This window comes from Bradyrhizobium sp. 164 (genome assembly GCF_023073715.1).
Classification (GTDB): domain Bacteria; phylum Pseudomonadota; class Alphaproteobacteria; order Rhizobiales; family Xanthobacteraceae; genus Bradyrhizobium.
Window position 1 is genome coordinate 107,557 of sequence record NZ_JADPKA010000093.1, and the last position, 17,077, is coordinate 124,633.

The following is a 17,077-nucleotide window of genomic DNA, read 5'->3' on the forward strand; positions in this document are numbered from 1 at the left end:
TCTAGGCCTCCTCGGTTTGCCGCTGGCACATGCGGCCGGACGCTGCGCGTTCGAGTAGCGCAACAAGTTCATTGGCTCGCTTGTCCGATGTGTGCTGGTCCATGGTCCGCTCGCGTCCCCGTCGCGCGATGCGTTGCAACTCGGCATCAGGCATCGCCAAGGCGGCCTGCGTATCGTCTTCAGTCTTCGCAAGCAGGATTTCGTCGCCGGGGACGAAGAACGTATCAATGCCTGCCCAACCGTCGCTGAGCAAAGGAACTCCGCAGGCTGCGGCCTCGAACAGACGGCCGGAGGGGCACCACCCCATCTCGGCCATCGGCCGGCGCGTGACATTGAGCGTCAGGCGGGACGAAGCGAAGAACGCGGCATGTTCGGACGGCGGCAGATGCCGGACGAAATAGATGTTCGGGGACCACGGAAAATCGTCCGGATACTGGGCGCCGCCGATCAGAAAGCGCAGATCGTGCCTGTTACGCGCGGGCGCAACGAACAGCGCTTCGAGCGTCCCCTGACGATCATCGGAGTAGGTGCCGAGATAGGACAGATCCGCACCGTAATGCGGTTGCGGTGCGACCGGCCGATGAATGTCGGTATCGACGTGACCATAGAGCGGCTCGATGTGGCGCGCGCCGAGCCTCGAGCGGAATTCATGAGAGATGCCTGGGCCGCCGGTGAAGCTCAGGACCAGATCGAAATCCCTGAGGCCGCGCGGACCGATATACGGCACTGCCTCTCCCGCCACGATCCTCGACAGCGTCACCGGAGTGTCGAGGTCGTAGAATACCGGAATCGCGCGTCCTTCGAGGATCAAGTCGGTCGCCGCGATTGCATCCGGGCAATAGGACGTGACGATCGCGACGTCCGCATCGCGGAGATGTTGCTTGGCGACCGGGCGGACGGACTCCCAATCCGAAAACAACTTCAACTGACCACCCGGCAGCTCGTGTAGATCCCGAGCGCCGGCATAATACGGCGTGTCGCGCTCGAAAAACACGATGGTGTGCCCCAATTGCACCAGGTGCTTGCAGAGGCCCCGCCACAAGGTTGCGTGACCGTTGCCCCAGGAGGAGGAGATAGTCAGACCGAATATGACGATCCTCACGCTCTTACCCGCTGATTGATTCCGGTGATCTTGATCTTGTTGTGATCGGCAGTGAGCGTGCTGAGGCTGCCCGGTTCGATCTCGACGGAGAGAAAGTCGTCGAGTTCAATGCCCTGATAGTGCAGGAGCGCGGCACGGATCGGCTCTGCATGACTGACGACGACCACAGAGTCGCTGCCGGGGTCGCTCCGCAGATGCTCGAGATGGTCGACGACGCGTCGCTGAAGAGCTCGCATGCTCTCGCCGCCGGGTGGCCGACTCGTGCCGCGCTGCGTGTTCCAGACCGACCATCGCGGATCCCGGGCGAGGTCGTCAAACGATCGCCCGGTCCAATCGCCGTAATCCAGTTCATCGAGCGCGGGGACGATCTCGACCGCGAGACTGTAATGCCTGGCCAGGATGCAGGCTGACTGCAGGCAGCGGCGCTGTGGGCTCGATTGAACGAGGGTCGGCTGGGGGCTGATCACATCGGCGCAGCGCGCGATCTCCTCGCAGCCGAGCTCGTCGAGCGCGACGCCCTTCATCCGGCCGCACAGCGTGCGGCCGAGCAGGGGGTGATGACCATGACGCACGAGATGAATGATTCTCGCCATTACGCGTAGGCCTTGTCGTCGATGAAGGCGCGGGTTCGGCGCCCGGCTTCCTCGTCGGTGAACTGTTGCGGCGGCGATTTCATGAAGTAGCTCGAAGGCCCGGTCAGTGCGCCGGCCGTGCCGCGGTCCATGGCGAGCTTGGCGCAACGCACCGCGTCGATGACGACACCCGCCGAATTTGGAGAATCCCAGACCTCGAGCTTCACCTCGGCGCTCAGGGGAACGCCCCCAAAGGTGGTGCCCTCCAGCCGGATATAGGCGAGTTTCCGGTCGGTGAGCCACGGGACATGATCGCTCGGCCCGACATGGATGTTGTCGGCGTCCATGGGGACGTCGAACTGGCTCGTGACCGCCTGGGTCTTCGAGATCTTCTTGGACGTCAGTCGCTCGCGCTCGAGCATGTTCTTGAAATCGGTGTTGCCGCCGACGTTGAGCTGATAGGTGCGATCGAGGCGGACGCCTCGGTCGCGGAACAGATTGGCGAGCACGCGGTGAAGGATCGTGGCGCCGACCTGGCTCTTGATGTCGTCGCCGATGATCGGCAGGCCGGCCTGTTCGAACCGGGCTCGCCAATCCGGATTGGAGGCGATGAAAACCGGGATGCAGTTGACATAGCCGCAACCTGCCTCGATCGCGCGGGCGGCATACCATTCGCTGGCCTGCTGCGAGCCGACCGGAAGATAGGACACCAGCACGTCGGTTCGCGACGTCGCCAGCACCTCCGCCACGTCCGCCTCGGGCGCATCGGAAACTGGAATGTCATCTCGCAGATAGCGGCCCACGCCATCCATGACCGGCCCGCGCTGCACGATCACGCCGGTAGCGGCGACGTCGGCGAAGCGGTGGGTGTTGTTCGGTCTCGCCCAGATCGCCTCGGCGACGTCGCGCCCGACCTTGTTGGCGTTCACGTCGAATGCCGACGCTACCTGGACGTCGCTGATGTGATAGCCGCCGACGTCGGCGTTCATCAATCCGGGCACCGGCTCGTTCGACTTCGCATTCCGGTAGTAGGTCAGCCCCTGCACCAGGGAGCTCGCACAATTGCCGACACCGACGATGCCGACGCGCACGCGTTGCCTGTCTTGAAGACGTGAATGCATGAACTGATGCCCTCCGGAAAAGCAGCGCGGTCAACGTAAGTAGATCGGCGAACGTGCGGAAGGTATGTTCGTTCCTGTGCGGATCATGCTTGCAGCAGGATGATCGGCGCAGGGGGCCGAGAAAAAGCGATAAGACTAACCTGGATTAGAATCTGGCGACGTTTTCAAGGAACGATCTTCTTCCTGGTTGAAGAACAAGAAGAAGATGAAGGCCATGGTGCCGCCCCGCCGCGCCTGGCGATCGCAATAAGAACAAATCATGCCGGCCGACGTTCAGCGAAAGCGGACGTGCTCGATTTCGTGTCGAGTTCCAGCGCCAACGAGAAAAGGTGTCAAATGAGTTCAAGTCAGGCAAAGACGCACAGCAGCGAAGCCCAGCAGACGACCGACCATGACGTCATTCGAAAATGGGCGGAGGAACGCGGCGGCAACCCGGCAACCGTGAAGGCGACGGAAGAGAATGGACATGCCGGAATCCTGCGGATCGATTTCGATCCGCCCGATAAAGGCCTCGACCGGATCAGCTGGGACGAGTTCTTCGAGAAGTTCGATGAAGCCGGCATCGCGTTCCTTCATCAGGACCGGACCAATGATGGCGAACTCAGTCGCTTTCATAAATTCGTGAGAGCTTAGGAGGGATGCCCTCGACGTGGGCAGCATGAACAGCTGGACGGAGGCGATGCGTGCGGGGGATTTCGCTCGCGCCTGGGCCATTGCCGATCGCGATCTGGCGGCGCTTGCCGCTACCCCCAAGCACACTGGTCCGCGCCATCTGCAACGGATATGGCGCGGCGAGGAACTGGCGAACAAACGCCTGCTGGTCCGCTGCTATCACGGGCTCGGCGACACCATGCAGTTCCTGCGCTTCATGCCCGCGCTCAGGATGATAGCGCGCAGCGTGACGGTCTGGTGCCAGGCTGAGCTATTGCCTCTGGTCGAGCGGGTCGAAGGCGTCAGTCTCGCCATTCCACTTCATGACGGCACACCGGACACCGAGTTCGATGTGGATATCGAGATCATGGAGGTTCCGCACGCGATCAGGGCGGGGCGGGGAACGGTCGAGATGCGCGCGCCCTATCTGACGCTGCCTCCGGGCGGTGCAGCCGCGGGGCGACTTCACCATTTCCAGAAGGTTGCCGCAGGTCTGGTCTGGGAGGTTGGTGCCTGGGACAAGCGGCGTGCCATTCCGCCGACGCTGCTGAGACGCCTTGCCGGTGCCGGCAGAACTTTATATTCGCTTCAGCGAGGAGGAGGGGCTGAGCCGCTCCCCGAGACGATCGCGCGGGATATCAGCACGCCCGACATCGTGGCTCTTGGTCATCTGATCCGCCAGCTCGACCTCGTCATTTGCGTTGACACCATGGTCGCGCATCTCGCGGGGGCGCTGGGATGTGAAGCATGGGTGCTGCTGCATGCCGACTGCGATTGGCGCTGGCCGATCTCCGGCCCTCGCACGTTCTGGTACCCGAGCTTGCGCCTTTTCCACCAGAGGACCCAAGGCAATTGGGACGACGTTATCGAAGAGGTGCGGCAGATGCTGCTCGCCCGCGCGGAACTGACGCGGCGGGCTGGATGATCAGTCATGCGACCGCGACGGCTGTCGATACCGGCTCGCATTGCGAAGGCGGTCTGTCGGCGAGAGGTCGGGTCCGCAAATAGGCCGGATCGAAGCCCGCGAGACGGACCAGGCCCGGCAAGTCCACGATCGTCATGATTTTTCCATGCCATCGCAGCAAGTTGCGGCGCCGCAGTTCCTGAACGGTGCGATTTGCGTGCACCGGAGATATGCCGCATGCTGCAGCGAGGTCGGACTGTGTGAACGGCGATGCGAGACTGAGGTCTCTCGCAAGTCCGACGGCCTGGAGACGCTCGGTGATTTCGCAGATCAGATGGGCGACACGCGCGAGAGCATTGCGGCTGCCGAGGTTCAACGTCCAGTCTCGCTGGATCGCGAGATCAGTGAGCTGCATGAGAAGCAGCGCGCGAGACATTGCTGCGGATCTCGCGGACAGCTCATGAAAGAAGCTGTGTGGAACCAAGGCAACGACGGCAGATCCGAGCGCGACAAGATTGCCTTCGGCATGCGGTTGATAAAGCGTGTGCAGATCGGGAATGTCGCCGGGAACATGTATGGACGTAATTTGTCCTTGCTGGCCTTCGGCAAGGTACCACGCGAGGTAGCCTTGAAGCACGAGACAACAACTGTCCGTTTCGTCATGGCGCCGCAGAACCGCCTGATGAGCTCCAACGTGCGCAATGGCACTCGGCATATCCGCCAGCTGCTCGAGATCTTGGGCGGTCAGATCGGTAAGACTCGCCAATCGGTCTGCGAGCTTGGAGAAAGCGAACCCTGCTTGCATTGCGTGTCCATTACATGTTGTCTCTTTCCATTTGGCGGACGCCGGACGAAACTTACATTAACGTTTGCTAAAGTCTGCCGGCGGCGGCGCTCTCTGTCGCAGGTAATCGGCGATCCAACATTTGTCGATCGGTTCACAAATCCGTTGCTGCAGTCACGGAACCTGAACGGCAGTAGGATGCGTATCTCATCTCCGCGGATTCAAAATGAAGCGGCCGATTCACATATATTAATGTTCACTCCTCGCAAGCTGTCAAAGCTCTCGGCCTAGAGCGGGGGAGCAGCGGCATGGACCGCGTGGGAATGCATCTTCATCGGCACTGCGGTCGCGGGCTTTCTGGTGATGTCATCGCGATCGTTTGGATGATGATCACATAACAGGCGCGCCGCTGACGGACAGCCCGCCCCGAGAAGCCTTGCGGCTTCTGGTGTCATTCGCCCGCTTCCTGGTTCGCGGCGAAATCAGTTGCTCCCGACAGCGGGAGTTCGATCTGGCACAAAATTCCGTCTTCGCCGAAGCGAAATTCGATCTTTGCGCCCGAGCTGCGTGCGAGCGCCCGCTCGATCAGGTTGCGCCCAAATCCGTTCCGCGAAGGCTTCGGCAGCTTGAGAACCCCGCTCTCCTTCCAGGTCAGCAATAGATTGGGAGTGGTGCTCTGACCGTTCGGTTGAATACGCCAGGAGATATCGAGCCGGCCCTGGTTCTCCTTGAGAGCGCCGTGTTTGACTGCGTTCGTGGTCAGTTCATGCAGGGCAAGTCCGATCGTTTGGACGAGTTCGAATCCCAAGGGAACCGCGGGACCGGAGACCGACACCTTGTCCTCGGTGGCACCGACCGCTTGCAGTTCCGAGCGGATGATATCGCCAAGATCGAGCTGGCGCTCGCTTGCCTTGGTGACGAGACTCTGGACGCGCCCGAGGGCTGCAAGCCGGGTCGAGAATTCCTGCAGGGATCCGCCGTTTCCGAGCGTTTGTTGAGCAAGCGCCTGGACAATCGAAAGAAAATTGCGAGTCCGGTGCTGCAGCTCGGCAATGAGAACGCGCTGCCTTGCTTCCGAACGGGTCAGGCTCGTCACGTCGATGAAGGTCACGACGACGCCCCGGATTTTCCGATCACCGTCGCGGTAGGGCGCTAGCCGCACCAGATAGTGCGGATCTTGTCCCGCGCCGCCGACCCTTCTCTCAATCGGATCCGCACCCGCGAACACCTTGGCGATATCGTCCGAAAAGCCGGTCAGGTTCAGTCGGCTCGAAAGATCGGTGATCGGCCGTCCCTTGTCCGTCGGAAGGATGTTGAACACCTTCGTGACCGCAGGAGTAAAGCTTCTAATGACGAGCTTCCTGTCCAGGAAAATGGTCGCGACCTCGGTGCTTTCGAACAGGTTCTGTAGGTCGCTGTTCGCCCGATCCAGCGCGTCCACCTTGCCGTGGAGTTCGGCATTGACGGTATGAAGCTCCTCGTTCACCGAGTGCAATTCTTCCTTGGAGGCCTCCAGCTCCTCGTTGGTCGATTGCATCTCTTCGTTGACGGAGACGAGCTCCTCGTTCGAAGACTTCAGTTCCTCCAGCGCGGTCTCGTACTCCTCGATCATGGATTGCAGGCGGTCCCGGGTCTCGCGCAGTTCGCGCTCGATGTGCGCAGCCGCATCGCTGTGGCCGACCTGGGCCCGGTTCAGAGCTTCCTCCCGGCTGAGCGCCGGTCCATGATCGGAGAAGAGCACCAGATAGAGCGGCTCGCCGCCGTCGCGGTCGTCCAGCGGCTTGATTGTCAAGTTGACTAGCTGCATCCCGCCGTCTTCGCTGTCGAGTGAAACGCCGCTCCGCGTTGCGGCTCGTCCGGCCTCGATCACCTCCCGGAACAGCGTTCTCAGATCCAGCCGGAGGCCCCTTCGTGCCATGGTCAGAAGCTGCCGCGTCGGAGCTCCGGCAGGCGCTTCCAGATATTTTCCGGTCCGGGTCGAGTAGTAGACCACGTCACCGTCGTGATTGACGACGACATGCGGCGGGGCAAAGTGCTCCACGACGTGCTCCTCGACGGCCTGCCGTAAAGCGAGGCCGGCGAGGGGTTGGCGCCGCGGAAGCAGGTCCGTACCGGCCCCGGGACGCACGCCGCTTAGCGCGATGGGAAGCCTCGGAGAGGCGGAATCGGAGCGTCGGCGAAAGATACGATGCCGCTTTTCGATCGGTGCAAACAAATCCGCGAACTGGCTGGCATTCTCGGCCGAGCCGAGGAACAGGTAGCCCTCCGGACGCAGCGCATAGTGGAAGGTCGGGATCACCTGATTCTGCACGTCCACGCCGAAATAGATCAGCAGGTTGCGGCAGGACACCAGATCGATGCGCGAGAATGGCGGGTCGCGGATGACGCTGTGGGGTGAGAAGATGCAGAGGTCGCGCACGTCCTTGGAGACGACATAGCTAACGCCATCCGACACGAAGAAGCGCTTGCGGCGTTCGGCCGATACGCTGTCGAGCAGCGGGCCGGGATAGCGGGCAGTTCGCGCCACCGCGAGGGCCCGTTCGTCGATGTCCGTGGCAAAGATCTGCACGCGCGGTACGGCCGTGAGTGTTTCCATATGTTCGCGCGCCAGGATTGCGATCGAAAAAACCTCCTCTCCAGTGGCACAGCCTGGAACCCAGATCCGGACCGTGTCGTCCGCGCCCCGTCCTTCGAAGATCTTGGGAATGACCGTCGTTGCGAGCGCCTCGAAGGCGTCCGCGTCCCGGAAGAAGTTCGTCACGTTGATGAGCAGGTCCCGGAAAAGGGCGCCGACTTCCGTCGGCTCCTGCCGTAGCCGCTCGACATAGGCCTCGATGGTGGCGAGTTGGGTGACCTGCATGCGGCGCTGGACGCGGCGAATGAAGGTCTTGATCTTGTACCCGCTGAAATCGTGCCCGATCTGATTGCGCAATATTGCGTAGATCTCCGGCAACGACTGGCTGATCCCCTGATCTTCGGAGTTCTCGGCGCCGTCGTCGCGGATTTGGCTGAACAGGTCGGTGCCACGGGCGAACTCGACCAGTTTGGCGCCCATGTCTTCGACCGGTATCGCGAAATCGATGAGGCCGGAGGAGATTGCAGCGTCGGGCATATCGGGATGCTGCGGGCCGAAGCCGTCGCCGATCTGCGCGAACGTAATCCCGCCGCGCTCCTTGATGGCCTTGACGCCAAGCGTGCCGTCCGCGTCCCCTCCCGAGAGGACGACGCCGCCTGCGAGCTCGCCGATATCGACCGCCAGCGCGCTCATGAAAATATCGATCGGCTTGTGCTGACGGTAGCTGCTGCTCTTGCGAAGCGTCAGCCGGCGGTTTTCGATGCCGAGAATGGCTTTGGCCGGCATGACGTAGACGTGGTCATTCCGGACCTGCATCCCATCGGTGGCCACCTGCACCGGCAGGGCCGTGTAACGACCGACGATCTCAGGCAGCAGGCTTTCCCGCTCCGGGCTGAGATGCGTCACGACAACCAGCGCGAGACCCGGCGCCGGGGGCAAGCCGCGAAAGAACCCTTCGAGCGCTTCGATTCCGCCGGCCGACGCGCCGATGCCAACGATTGGAAAGGTATCCGCCACCGTCATGGCCGTGCGCTCCACGGCATCGATGCCAGACCCTGCGCGCGCTTGGCACGAGCGAGCGCCAATGCAGTCCGTGACCTCGACATCCCTTCATCCAGCAGGCGCGATGCCCTCCCGGCTTCGAGCTCCCCGCACTGACCGGGTACGGCTGCAGGGAGCGCCATCAAAATGTGCTGGTCGGGCATTCGATCTCCGCAGGGGTGACAATCTGTTCTACCCTCGCACCAAACAGGAGAGTGTCAAGAACGGTTTCGACGGGAGTTCCTGACCGGCCGTTGTGTCTGCGCCAACGCCATCCCGAATGAGAATCCGAGCAATTCCAGATGCTAGGCACAAAAACTCGTTGACTGCGTTATGGCGACTTGATGCCTGCTGGGAAAGGATTCCCGATGCCGCTTTTCTTCTTCGACTTTACCTCGGGCGGAACGACCGAGGCGGACGATGTCGGGACGGAATTCCCCTCGCTGGAAGAGGCCTATCTCGACGCGTGCCGTTCGGCTCTGGAAATATCGTTTGAGAAGCTCCGGGCGCGCTGCGATCCGAATCTCGATTCCGTGGAGATACTTGATGCCGAGCGCCACTCCCTGATGCAGGTGCCGTTCTCGGACGTTTTGCGCCCGAAGCCGCCACGGCTGTCTGCGGCTCGGAATCAGAGTCACGGGCAGAGCGGCAATCAGCTCATTGAGTCCTGCAACCAGCAACTGACCCGCGGCAAACGCCTCAAGGCTGAGATTCAGGAGGAGTTGAGAAAGATGCGTACAACGTCGGGTGCTATTCACGTACAGCTGGAGCGTCTGAAGAGGCGCGCCGGCTAACTTCAACCGTTACCCCCCCCGCAGGTATTTCGAGATAGGCCGGGTCGAATTCAGCAGCCTGATAAAGCCCCGCCCGGTCGCGGATGACGAGCCGGCCCCGGCTGAAATCAACCAGCTTGCTGTTTCGCAGTTGTTGCAGGACCCTGTTGACGTGCACGGTCGAGAGCCCAAGGACGTCGCCGAGTTCGCGCTGCGTTAGCGGGAATTCGACATCGTCGGTCTCCCTTCGGCTGCTGACCGAACGACAAGCGATCTCACATAGGAGATGAGCGAGGCGCGCCTCGGCCGGTTTCCGGCCCAGCCAGATCAGCCATTCCCTTTGAACGGAAGCCCGCCATGCCGTCTCGCGCCAGAGGCCCCGTACGATGGCCGGCCGCTGTTCCAGGATCGGAAGCAACTCGGCCGCCGAAATCGACAGGACCAGAGCCGGCGAGAACGTGCTGATTGAAATTCCGGACCGACCCAGAATGAAGTCTCCTGGATTGAGCGGATCGCCAGGGAGACATAGTGCGACGATCTGCTGGCCGCCGTCTTCCAGGGTGCGGGTGGCACGGGCCACCCCACTGCACAGCAGGAGCAGCGGCACAGGGCCCGCTCCTTCTTCGATGATCATTTCGTCCTTGACGACATTTCGCACATGCACAATCGAGAGCAGAGCCTGCTGGTCTGCGATCGACAGGCCCATTCGGCGGCCCAAGGTGCCCAACAAGGGAGACAGATCGAAAGCGCCTGACGGAGCCAAGGTTGCGGCTGCGAATTGAGCACCTCCTTCGGATGGCGGAGTGCGCTCCATCCACGCGCGCAACTCGGCGTAGAAGTCCAGCAGCGCCGCCTCGTTCAGAAGCAGCGCTCGGAGATGACCCTCCTCGGACGTCGCAAGCGTCCGCCGCTCGGCAGCGAGTTGACGAAGCTCTTCATAGGATCGGCCTTTGAGTGTCAGGCGGTGCAACATTCCCGGAGCCCTGAATATTCCGGAGCCCTGAAGCCATAAAAACGAAATCTCGCGCGGCAGGTTCCACGTTGTTCCCAGAATCTCGCGCGGTTGGGATGAGCCGGAAGGGGGAGAGGGGCGGTTCGAAGTTGCGGGGGGGCAAGCGATTATCGCCACCTCGCCCATTGGGGGCGGACGGCTCGCGCTCGGCACCATCAGCGTCAGCGCATGGGTCACCGGCGGTTCTTTCATCTGTTCCACTTGCGCGCCGCTGTCGGGCCGCGCCGGCCCCGGAACCGGCTCTTCGACGAGAGGTTCGAACCCGGCGCGGAAGCTGAATTCACCCCGACCGTCGATCGAAGACCCCTCGCAATAGCGCCCCGGCTGGATCGAGGCTGCGTGGTGTTCGGTCCCCATGAACATGTAGCTGAATTCCGTCGCCTCCTTGCTGCGATCGAAATTGTTGGGAATCGGCAGCGCGGCATCGGCGCCCATGTCGTCGATCACCGCGAGCCATTGCTGCTGATGCACGGTGTCGTGGGCGATGAGATAGCTCAGCATCTCCTGCATGCCGGGTCGCTGGTCGAGTTGTAAAGCCGAACCGCCAGCGCCGTCCGTGGATTCAGCCGCGACGTTGTTGGCGCAAATGCGCAACCGACACCGGAAGTTGCGCTCCTAATCTTTTCGCGCAGTGATCTGGAGGTCTTCGAGACTCGTACCCTCGCCAGGCGATCGAAATGGATGCGGCCCCGGCGGCGGAGAGGGCCCGCCGTGGCCGCTGTGCCCCGCGCACGTCGAAGCAATCGGCCCCTCAACCTGCGCGGTCGGCAAACCGTCAACGTCGGGGCACGACCCCGTTTGATGGAGGTGTCGTCTCGTTGCGCATGCCGGAAGGACTTGAGGCGCCTTGGCCGCCACGCTCGACATGTGTGATGCCGCCGCCCCCTGCGCCCGCGGCGCCGGCCCCGCTGCCGCCGTCACCAGCACCAGCACCAGCGCCACCACCAGCTCCGGCTCCAGCGCCCGCACCTCCGGCACCGCCACCCGCGCCACCACCACCACCGCCAGCGCCTTGCGCGAAGGCAGCACCGACTGATGCGCCAGCCAACAGAGCCGCCACGGAGATCGTGAAGATTGTCTTACGCATATTGTTGCTCCCTGAGGTTTGAATGTAATCGTCCAATCGAGCCCCGCTGCAAGCGTTCCTAGGGTGTCGGAATGATTTGATCCGCATCGACAGGTCGTGCGCGGCCGAACGGCGACGCGCCCGCAGCTCCGGACTTAACCTGCGTGAATGTGGTGAAGGGCGGCTGCTCCTATCATTCAGCATGTGGTGGACGTTCGTTCTGATCGGAGGCGTGTTCCTGACGATCTATGCGGGGCCGCAACCAGCCGTCCGCGTCAGCGAGCACGCGCGTCTGCGATTGCAGCAGCGTGGAACGATGCCCGGGGTGACGCGATATCCTCGCTGCGGCGAAGCACCGCAGAGAAAGGATCCGACATGGAAAAGCCAACTCAGGAACAACTCGACGAACTCAAGCGCCTGAGCAGAGAGGCGCGGGTGGAGGACTGGTCGGAGCTGGTCCAGTCCAGGCAGGAGGCCGAGACCCGCATCAACGATCTCAGGCAGAAAGGCCGAATGGAATAGCATGTCTCATGATTGAAACGCCTGGCAACGCAGGCGAGCCGTCGTTCTCGGACGACGATGTCCACAACGCGCAGCGGGCCCCGCGCGTGATCCGGAAGCCGTTTGGAACGATGCCCCGGGCGACAGGTTGCCCCGGCGATCACCAATCACAAAGGATCAGCCAGGATGACAAACGCGGCCAGAGATACCTTCATCGTGGGTCTACGGAACGCGCATGCGATGGAAGTTCAAGCGCGCGAGCTGATGGAGCGCCAGTCGGAGCGCCTCGACGAATACCCGGAGGTCAAGAGCAAGCTGACAGCTCATCTGCACGAGACCAACGAACAGCTCAAGCGGCTCGAACGTTGCCTCGAAGCCTGTGGCGAGAGCACTTCGGCTCTCAAGGACACCACCCAGTCCGTGATGGCCAACATGCAGGCGATGGCGCATGCCGCCGCGGGGGATGAAATCCTCAAGAACACTTTCGCCAATAACGCATTCGAGAATTTCGAGATCGCCGCCTACAAGTCTCTTCTCGCGCTGTGCGACTCCGCGGGTGCATCCGACGCCAAGGCGGACCTCGAGACCTCGCTGAAGGAGGAGCAACGCATGGCGGCCTGGATCGACTCCAATGTCGAGAACGTCACCATGGAATTCCTCGAGCACCAGCGACGAGCCGCCTGAGCTAGAGCTGGAGGGGCGCTCCCCAGGCGGATGCGCGCATCGGCGCCGCCCGGCAGCATCCCTTTTGCGATGCAAAATCGTACGGCGTTCCGCCGGAGACGTCGAGCCGGCTACTCATTTCTGCAAGCTTTAACATGTGCGAATTCGCGTCTTGCGGCTTTCGGGCATGATCCCCCTGCGGGATTGGGGAGCGCCATGCTTGATGCCGAAACGACCACGCTGCTGCGGAAAATCTTCGATGAGGTCTGCGCAGCCGTTTCCCGTGACGATCCAGGTGCACGAGTCCATGTGGCATCGAAGCTGCTCGAAAGTGCCAGGAACGGCGAGATTTCCGCGGAGAGCCTCAAGTTGGTCGCACAGCGAGCGTTGGTGGACGCCCCGACCATGTGGAGATGACGCCGACGCGTTCCCGAGGCCGCGTTCACGAGGCGGCCGGTTCACTGCCGGTTCGTTTCCTCGATCTTGTCCAGTACGCGTTCGGGAGCGATGCTGCGGGACGCTTCGTCGAGATCTGCCTGAGACTTGGAGTCAATTTGCAGGCGGCGCGCGACCTCGTTGAGCACATCGGCCACCTTGGTAAGCTCATGCTCGGCCAGCAGGCTGATCTGCAGATCAAGATCCGCCCGCTTGTCGGCCTCGGCGGCCATCCGGTTCTGGGAGATCAGGACGAACGTCGAAAGAAAGATGGCTTCGACCGACGCAATCATGCCCAGCACGACGAAGGTCGGATCCCACGCCGTCACCCCCGGAATCCATCGCAAATTTGCGATGATCCAGAAGCCGAACGCCACGAGATGGAGATAGACAAACATCATGCTGCCCGCAAACGCGGTAATGGCGTCGGCCAGCTTCTGTTGCTTGGTGGCGCCGGCCTGTTCGCGACGTCGGCGCTCGACGAGCGCCCGAATATTCTGTTCGAGAACAGGGCTCATTCCATCCGGGGGCGGCCTCTTGTAAGTCAGCTCGCTTTGCATGCGGCGCCAACGTAGGCGCTGCTGCGAGGTTCCTGCGGAGACATCGATGAGCATCGATGCCCGAATTGTTCGAGGCGACGGCGCGGCGCGGTTAACCTTTGTGAATGAGCAAGGCGTCCGATTTCTCTAGGCTCCGGCACGAATGCGCCAATTGGGAGCTCGGCCGGCGGACCGGTACAGGCCACGACCGGTGATATGATCCAGCGCAGAGAGGACATGATGCTGATCACCGAACAATTCAGCGAACGCACGATCTCCCGCATGGATATGGCGCTGGAGAGCGCTTGCAGGATCTTGCCCGAGACGTTGGCGCATCACGGTGCGCGAACGTATGTGGCCGAGAGGATCGTCGAGTGTGCGAGATCTCATACGCAGAGTCTCGATGCGCTGACCGAGGCAGGCAAGCGTGCCGTCGCCGAGTTGGCGATGCTTGAACGAGACGTGACGCTGGACGACGAACCGGGACTGTCCGCCTGAAGCGTTTTCGGCTCGGCTGATTGGTCCACAAGAGACGTCTCGCTCTCGCGCACCGCTTGGGAGTCTTGCGGGCACTATACTCTCGGGAAGTCGCACATGAAGTCAGAGATCGGCGAAACGAGAAGCGATCGGTTGCGCCGCACCAGCCCGACGGCTTGGGCGATCGGTGCAATTTTCACAATTGCCGTCGTTGCGGCGATCGTCTTTTACAATGGCCGCGACATCCGCGACCAGACGACCACGTCGAATCCGAACTCTGCGCCCAGCGTCACGACCGGCGCCAAGCAGCCTGCGCAGCCGTAGGTCCGAATTCAAGCAAACGATCCGGCTTGCGTGGCGGTCTCTTACCGCATTCATGATCCGACCAGGAGCGTCAGCCCAATTCCTTGCGGGTCATCCTGAGGGTCATTTCGAATAAAGGCCTGTGTTCGTCTCTGACGGTCAAGGTTACCTGTGATCCCTTGGACGTAAATACGTCCCTGCCGATCGAGGTTGCGGCGATGATCGCTTCCTTGGTCACGACTTCGAGGCTGCCATATTCGATTCCCTCGCTGTCGGATACCGCAAGAAAGTCATCTTGGATGTCGAAATAGTACCGCATGGCTCAGAGCGACGGATCCTGGTGAAGGTAGAGTGCGTCGAAGTCGGCCGTTTTCCTTAGTCTGGCTTCGTCCAGTATGGAAATGCGGCCCCTGTCGAAGTCCAGAAGACGCTGATTGCGCAATTCCTGGACTACACGATTCATATGCACCACGCTCGTCCCGACGGCGTCGGCGAACAGCGTTTGAGTTGCCGGAAAGTTGAAGGAGAGGCCGTCAGTACGTCCGATCGCCTTCAGCCTCGCATACAATTCGAGCACGAGATGCGCCACCCGGCTTGTTGCATCCCGCTGGCCGATATTGCAGATCCATTCGCGGAAGATCGCGGCGTCAGTGAGGGTTTCGCGCCAAAGGGCCTGGGCAACGCTGGGCCGACGTTTTATGAGCTCTCGCAGCGCGCCATGGGGAATGAAACCCAGCACGCAATGGCCGAGAGCGGTGAGGTCGTGATCCATGATGTGCAGAAACAAACTCTGCAGATCGGGAACGTCACCCGGCTGGTGAAATGCCAGCACTTGGCGCTGCCCCGTGCCGACAATCTTCGACCGCAGAATAAATCCATCGGTCACCAGACAGCAGGCGGTAGGGCGATCACCGACGGAGGCGATGAGCTCACCATTGGCCATCCGCTTGGTGGCTATCGGGAGACTGTTGATCGCGCGCTCATCCTCCTCGTCGATCTCGGTGTTGATCCTCAACCGCTTCAAGAAAGGTTCTGTCATCTCCGTTTTCGTCATCTCTCTCTCCCGCTCCGAAAACGCCATCTCAGAACGAAGGTTCCTGGGCCTCAGACTGTGAGAGATTTGCTTCAGTGGACGTAACCCCGGCGCGCGCTCGAATGGCGGATTATGCGCGGTGACAGGTGGTTCAATTGACGTTGTCTGCCAGCATGTTGCGGAAGGCCGTGGCGACCGCTTCCGTGCCGCGCACACGATGCATCAGCGCAATCTCGCCCTGCTGCTCGTGACGAATGGCATGAGCCATGACGCGCAGACGGGGGTCGCCGCGGCTATGCCACATCTGATCGGCCATCTTCACCGCCCCCTGTGATGCTTGCTCATCAATTCCACGAAGACCGGATCGAACTCGACCGGCGCGGATTTGATCTGCCGCATCTCGGCTTCGGTCAGAAACCCGGGCATGGCCGTACGTTCCTCCTTGCTGCAGTCCGGCATCTCGGTGTCGAACCAGCTCAGCCACCAGTTCTCGAAGATCCGGTTCTCGCCGGCCTGACTCGCGATCATCAGCATCGCAAGCTTCCGCAGATGCGGATCCTGCGCTCGCTCGGCGGCGATCTGTGCCAGCTCGATGCCCTGAGCGTGGTGTGCACTCATATGGCGGATATAGGTCTGGTCAGCATCCTTGGCGCGGCCGACCCAGGGTAGCTCGTAGCCGAGACCGCCGAACAATGCGACCGTCCCGAGCACGACGATTGTCATCACTCCGCCGGTGATCCAGCCGTCGGTAAAGCGCAGGTCTTGCGCCGGAGCGTGGTCCCCGTTCCACCGCAGCCGTGCAAACAGCGGGTACATGATGGCAGACGAGCCATGGACGAGCAGGCCGATCCAATATGGTTGCTGCAGCGTGAACAGCGGTTGCCAGAATGGAAGCAGCGGCACCAGCACGAACCATTCCATCGCCGAGGAGAAGACGGCCCAGGGTAGCGCGAGGGCCAGGATCGTCAGCGGCCGTAAGTCGGCGGTCCATCGGCCGAGCACGCCAAAGAAGACCAGCGCCCAGGAAAAATCGGCCCATTGATGAAATGCGATGCCGGTGAGGATCGCGCTCCATGATGGCTCCGCGCTAAGCGCCCAGTCGCGGGCGGGAATCGCCGCGACGGTCATCCAGTCGACAGCCGCGTCCCGGCCGATCCGCGCGGCAAAGAGCTGGCTTACGACGGTGGAGAAGGTACTGCTGATCAGACCGAGCGCGGCGGCCGAAAGCCACCGCCGGCACCTGTGCGACGGTTCGCCGGGCGTTGCACTCGTATCGACTTTCCGTGCGGACGGGCCGCGAGCAGTCACGGCGTTCACGTCAATGCTTGGGCTCCTTCGGCGGATGGGGCTGGCCCGGTATCTCGGGATGGTCACGGCCGCGGTCCGCCTCGACCTTACCTTGCTCGTGCAGGTCCTGATCTCCGACGATTTCGCCGACCGCCTGCTTCGCCTTACCCGAGATCCGCTGCGTCAGGCCCTTCATCTTGCTCATCGTCAACCTCAGAAGTTCGCGCCGCTGACCCCG

21 protein-coding genes are annotated in these 17,077 nt (G+C 61.9%); 9 read left to right on the forward strand and 12 right to left on the reverse strand.

The annotated features are described in order from the left end of the window. Position 1: 1 nt before the first annotated feature. From IVB01_RS27890 to IVB01_RS27900, 3 genes are read right to left on the reverse strand one after another with little or no spacing between them, the layout of a single operon-like run. Positions 2–1,102, reverse strand: a complete 1,101-nt coding sequence (locus tag IVB01_RS27890) for a glycosyltransferase (RefSeq protein WP_247495038.1) — start codon at positions 1,100–1,102, stop codon at positions 2–4. Next, complete coding sequence (locus IVB01_RS27895) at positions 1,099–1,695, reverse strand: histidine phosphatase family protein (protein WP_247495039.1); 597 nt, start codon at positions 1,693–1,695, stop codon at positions 1,099–1,101. The genes IVB01_RS27890 and IVB01_RS27895 overlap by 4 nt, the downstream gene beginning before the upstream one ends. Continuing rightward, on the reverse strand, positions 1,695–2,795 hold the full coding sequence (locus IVB01_RS27900) for an inositol-3-phosphate synthase (protein WP_247495040.1): 1,101 nt from the start codon (positions 2,793–2,795) through the stop codon (positions 1,695–1,697). The genes IVB01_RS27895 and IVB01_RS27900 overlap by 1 nt, the downstream gene beginning before the upstream one ends. Positions 2,796–3,131: 336 nt before the next feature. Between IVB01_RS27900 and IVB01_RS27905 the strand changes: the two genes are divergently transcribed. After that, positions 3,132–3,428: a hypothetical protein gene (locus IVB01_RS27905; protein ID WP_247495068.1), complete on the forward strand. Its 297-nt coding sequence runs from the start codon at positions 3,132–3,134 to the stop codon at positions 3,426–3,428. Between the two features lie 25 nt (positions 3,429–3,453). Next, entirely contained in the window at positions 3,454–4,371 is a 918-nt protein-coding gene (locus IVB01_RS27910) for a hypothetical protein (RefSeq protein WP_247495041.1), read from the forward strand. A gap of 4 nt (positions 4,372–4,375) precedes the next feature. Here the strand turns inward: IVB01_RS27910 and IVB01_RS27915 are convergent, their stop codons facing one another. Together IVB01_RS27915 and IVB01_RS27920 are read right to left on the reverse strand one after the other, a co-directional pair. Further along, positions 4,376–5,155 (reverse strand): Crp/Fnr family transcriptional regulator, encoded by a 780-nt coding sequence (locus IVB01_RS27915; RefSeq protein WP_247495042.1) that lies wholly within the window; start codon positions 5,153–5,155, stop codon positions 4,376–4,378. Between the two features lie 430 nt (positions 5,156–5,585). After that, on the reverse strand, positions 5,586–8,732 hold the full coding sequence (locus IVB01_RS27920) for a CheR family methyltransferase (RefSeq protein WP_247495043.1): 3,147 nt from the start codon (positions 8,730–8,732) through the stop codon (positions 5,586–5,588). Between the two features lie 386 nt (positions 8,733–9,118). On the opposite strand from IVB01_RS27920, the gene IVB01_RS27925 reads away from it, so the two are divergent. After that, the gene (locus IVB01_RS27925; protein WP_247495044.1) at positions 9,119–9,544 is read left to right on the forward strand and encodes a hypothetical protein; all 426 of its coding nucleotides are present in this window, start codon (positions 9,119–9,121) and stop codon (positions 9,542–9,544) included. On the opposite strand, the gene IVB01_RS27930 is transcribed toward IVB01_RS27925, so the two are convergent. After that, complete coding sequence (locus tag IVB01_RS27930; protein ID WP_256464875.1) at positions 9,501–11,129, reverse strand: helix-turn-helix domain-containing protein; 1,629 nt, start codon at positions 11,127–11,129, stop codon at positions 9,501–9,503. The genes IVB01_RS27925 and IVB01_RS27930 overlap by 44 nt on opposite strands. 253 nt (positions 11,130–11,382) lie before the next feature. On the opposite strand from IVB01_RS27930, the gene IVB01_RS27935 reads away from it, so the two are divergent. The 4 genes from IVB01_RS27935 (at position 11,383) to IVB01_RS27950 (ending at position 13,182) form a co-directional block, all read left to right on the forward strand. Next, positions 11,383–11,571: a hypothetical protein gene (locus IVB01_RS27935; RefSeq protein WP_247495046.1), complete on the forward strand. Its 189-nt coding sequence runs from the start codon at positions 11,383–11,385 to the stop codon at positions 11,569–11,571. Between the two features lie 405 nt (positions 11,572–11,976). Beyond that, the gene (locus tag IVB01_RS27940; protein ID WP_247495047.1) at positions 11,977–12,123 is read left to right on the forward strand and encodes a hypothetical protein; all 147 of its coding nucleotides are present in this window, start codon (positions 11,977–11,979) and stop codon (positions 12,121–12,123) included. A gap of 165 nt (positions 12,124–12,288) precedes the next feature. Then, positions 12,289–12,786: a ferritin-like domain-containing protein gene (locus tag IVB01_RS27945; RefSeq protein ID WP_247495048.1), complete on the forward strand. Its 498-nt coding sequence runs from the start codon at positions 12,289–12,291 to the stop codon at positions 12,784–12,786. Positions 12,787–12,981: 195 nt separating this feature from the next. Next, entirely contained in the window at positions 12,982–13,182 is a 201-nt protein-coding gene (locus IVB01_RS27950; protein WP_247495049.1) for a hypothetical protein, read from the forward strand. 41 nt (positions 13,183–13,223) lie between these two features. On the opposite strand, the gene IVB01_RS27955 is transcribed toward IVB01_RS27950, so the two are convergent. Further along, entirely contained in the window at positions 13,224–13,760 is a 537-nt protein-coding gene (locus IVB01_RS27955; protein WP_247495069.1) for a DUF1003 domain-containing protein, read from the reverse strand. 216 nt (positions 13,761–13,976) lie between these two features. Between IVB01_RS27955 and IVB01_RS27960 the strand changes: the two genes are divergently transcribed. Then, entirely contained in the window at positions 13,977–14,237 is a 261-nt protein-coding gene (locus tag IVB01_RS27960; protein ID WP_247495050.1) for a hypothetical protein, read from the forward strand. Between the two features lie 96 nt (positions 14,238–14,333). Continuing rightward, positions 14,334–14,540, forward strand: coding sequence for a hypothetical protein (locus IVB01_RS27965; RefSeq protein WP_247495051.1), 207 nt, complete (start codon positions 14,334–14,336; stop codon positions 14,538–14,540). Between the two features lie 70 nt (positions 14,541–14,610). Here the strand turns inward: IVB01_RS27965 and IVB01_RS27970 are convergent, their stop codons facing one another. The 5 genes from IVB01_RS27970 to IVB01_RS27990 all read right to left on the reverse strand — a co-directional run bounded on the left by IVB01_RS27970 (position 14,611) and on the right by IVB01_RS27990 (position 17,044). Then, the gene (locus IVB01_RS27970) at positions 14,611–14,838 is read right to left on the reverse strand and encodes a hypothetical protein (RefSeq protein ID WP_247495052.1); all 228 of its coding nucleotides are present in this window, start codon (positions 14,836–14,838) and stop codon (positions 14,611–14,613) included. 3 nt (positions 14,839–14,841) lie between these two features. Next, the gene (locus IVB01_RS27975) at positions 14,842–15,573 is read right to left on the reverse strand and encodes a Crp/Fnr family transcriptional regulator (RefSeq protein WP_247495053.1); all 732 of its coding nucleotides are present in this window, start codon (positions 15,571–15,573) and stop codon (positions 14,842–14,844) included. Between the two features lie 130 nt (positions 15,574–15,703). Further along, positions 15,704–15,868, reverse strand: coding sequence for a hypothetical protein (locus tag IVB01_RS27980; RefSeq protein ID WP_247495054.1), 165 nt, complete (start codon positions 15,866–15,868; stop codon positions 15,704–15,706). Between the two features lie 2 nt (positions 15,869–15,870). Continuing rightward, a complete protein-coding gene (locus tag IVB01_RS35770; protein ID WP_247495055.1) occupies positions 15,871–16,869 on the reverse strand; it encodes a DUF305 domain-containing protein in 999 nt (332 codons plus the stop codon). Between the two features lies 1 nt (position 16,870). Further along, on the reverse strand, positions 16,871–17,044 hold the full coding sequence (locus IVB01_RS27990) for a CsbD family protein (protein ID WP_247495056.1): 174 nt from the start codon (positions 17,042–17,044) through the stop codon (positions 16,871–16,873). Positions 17,045–17,077: the final 33 nt, after the last annotated feature.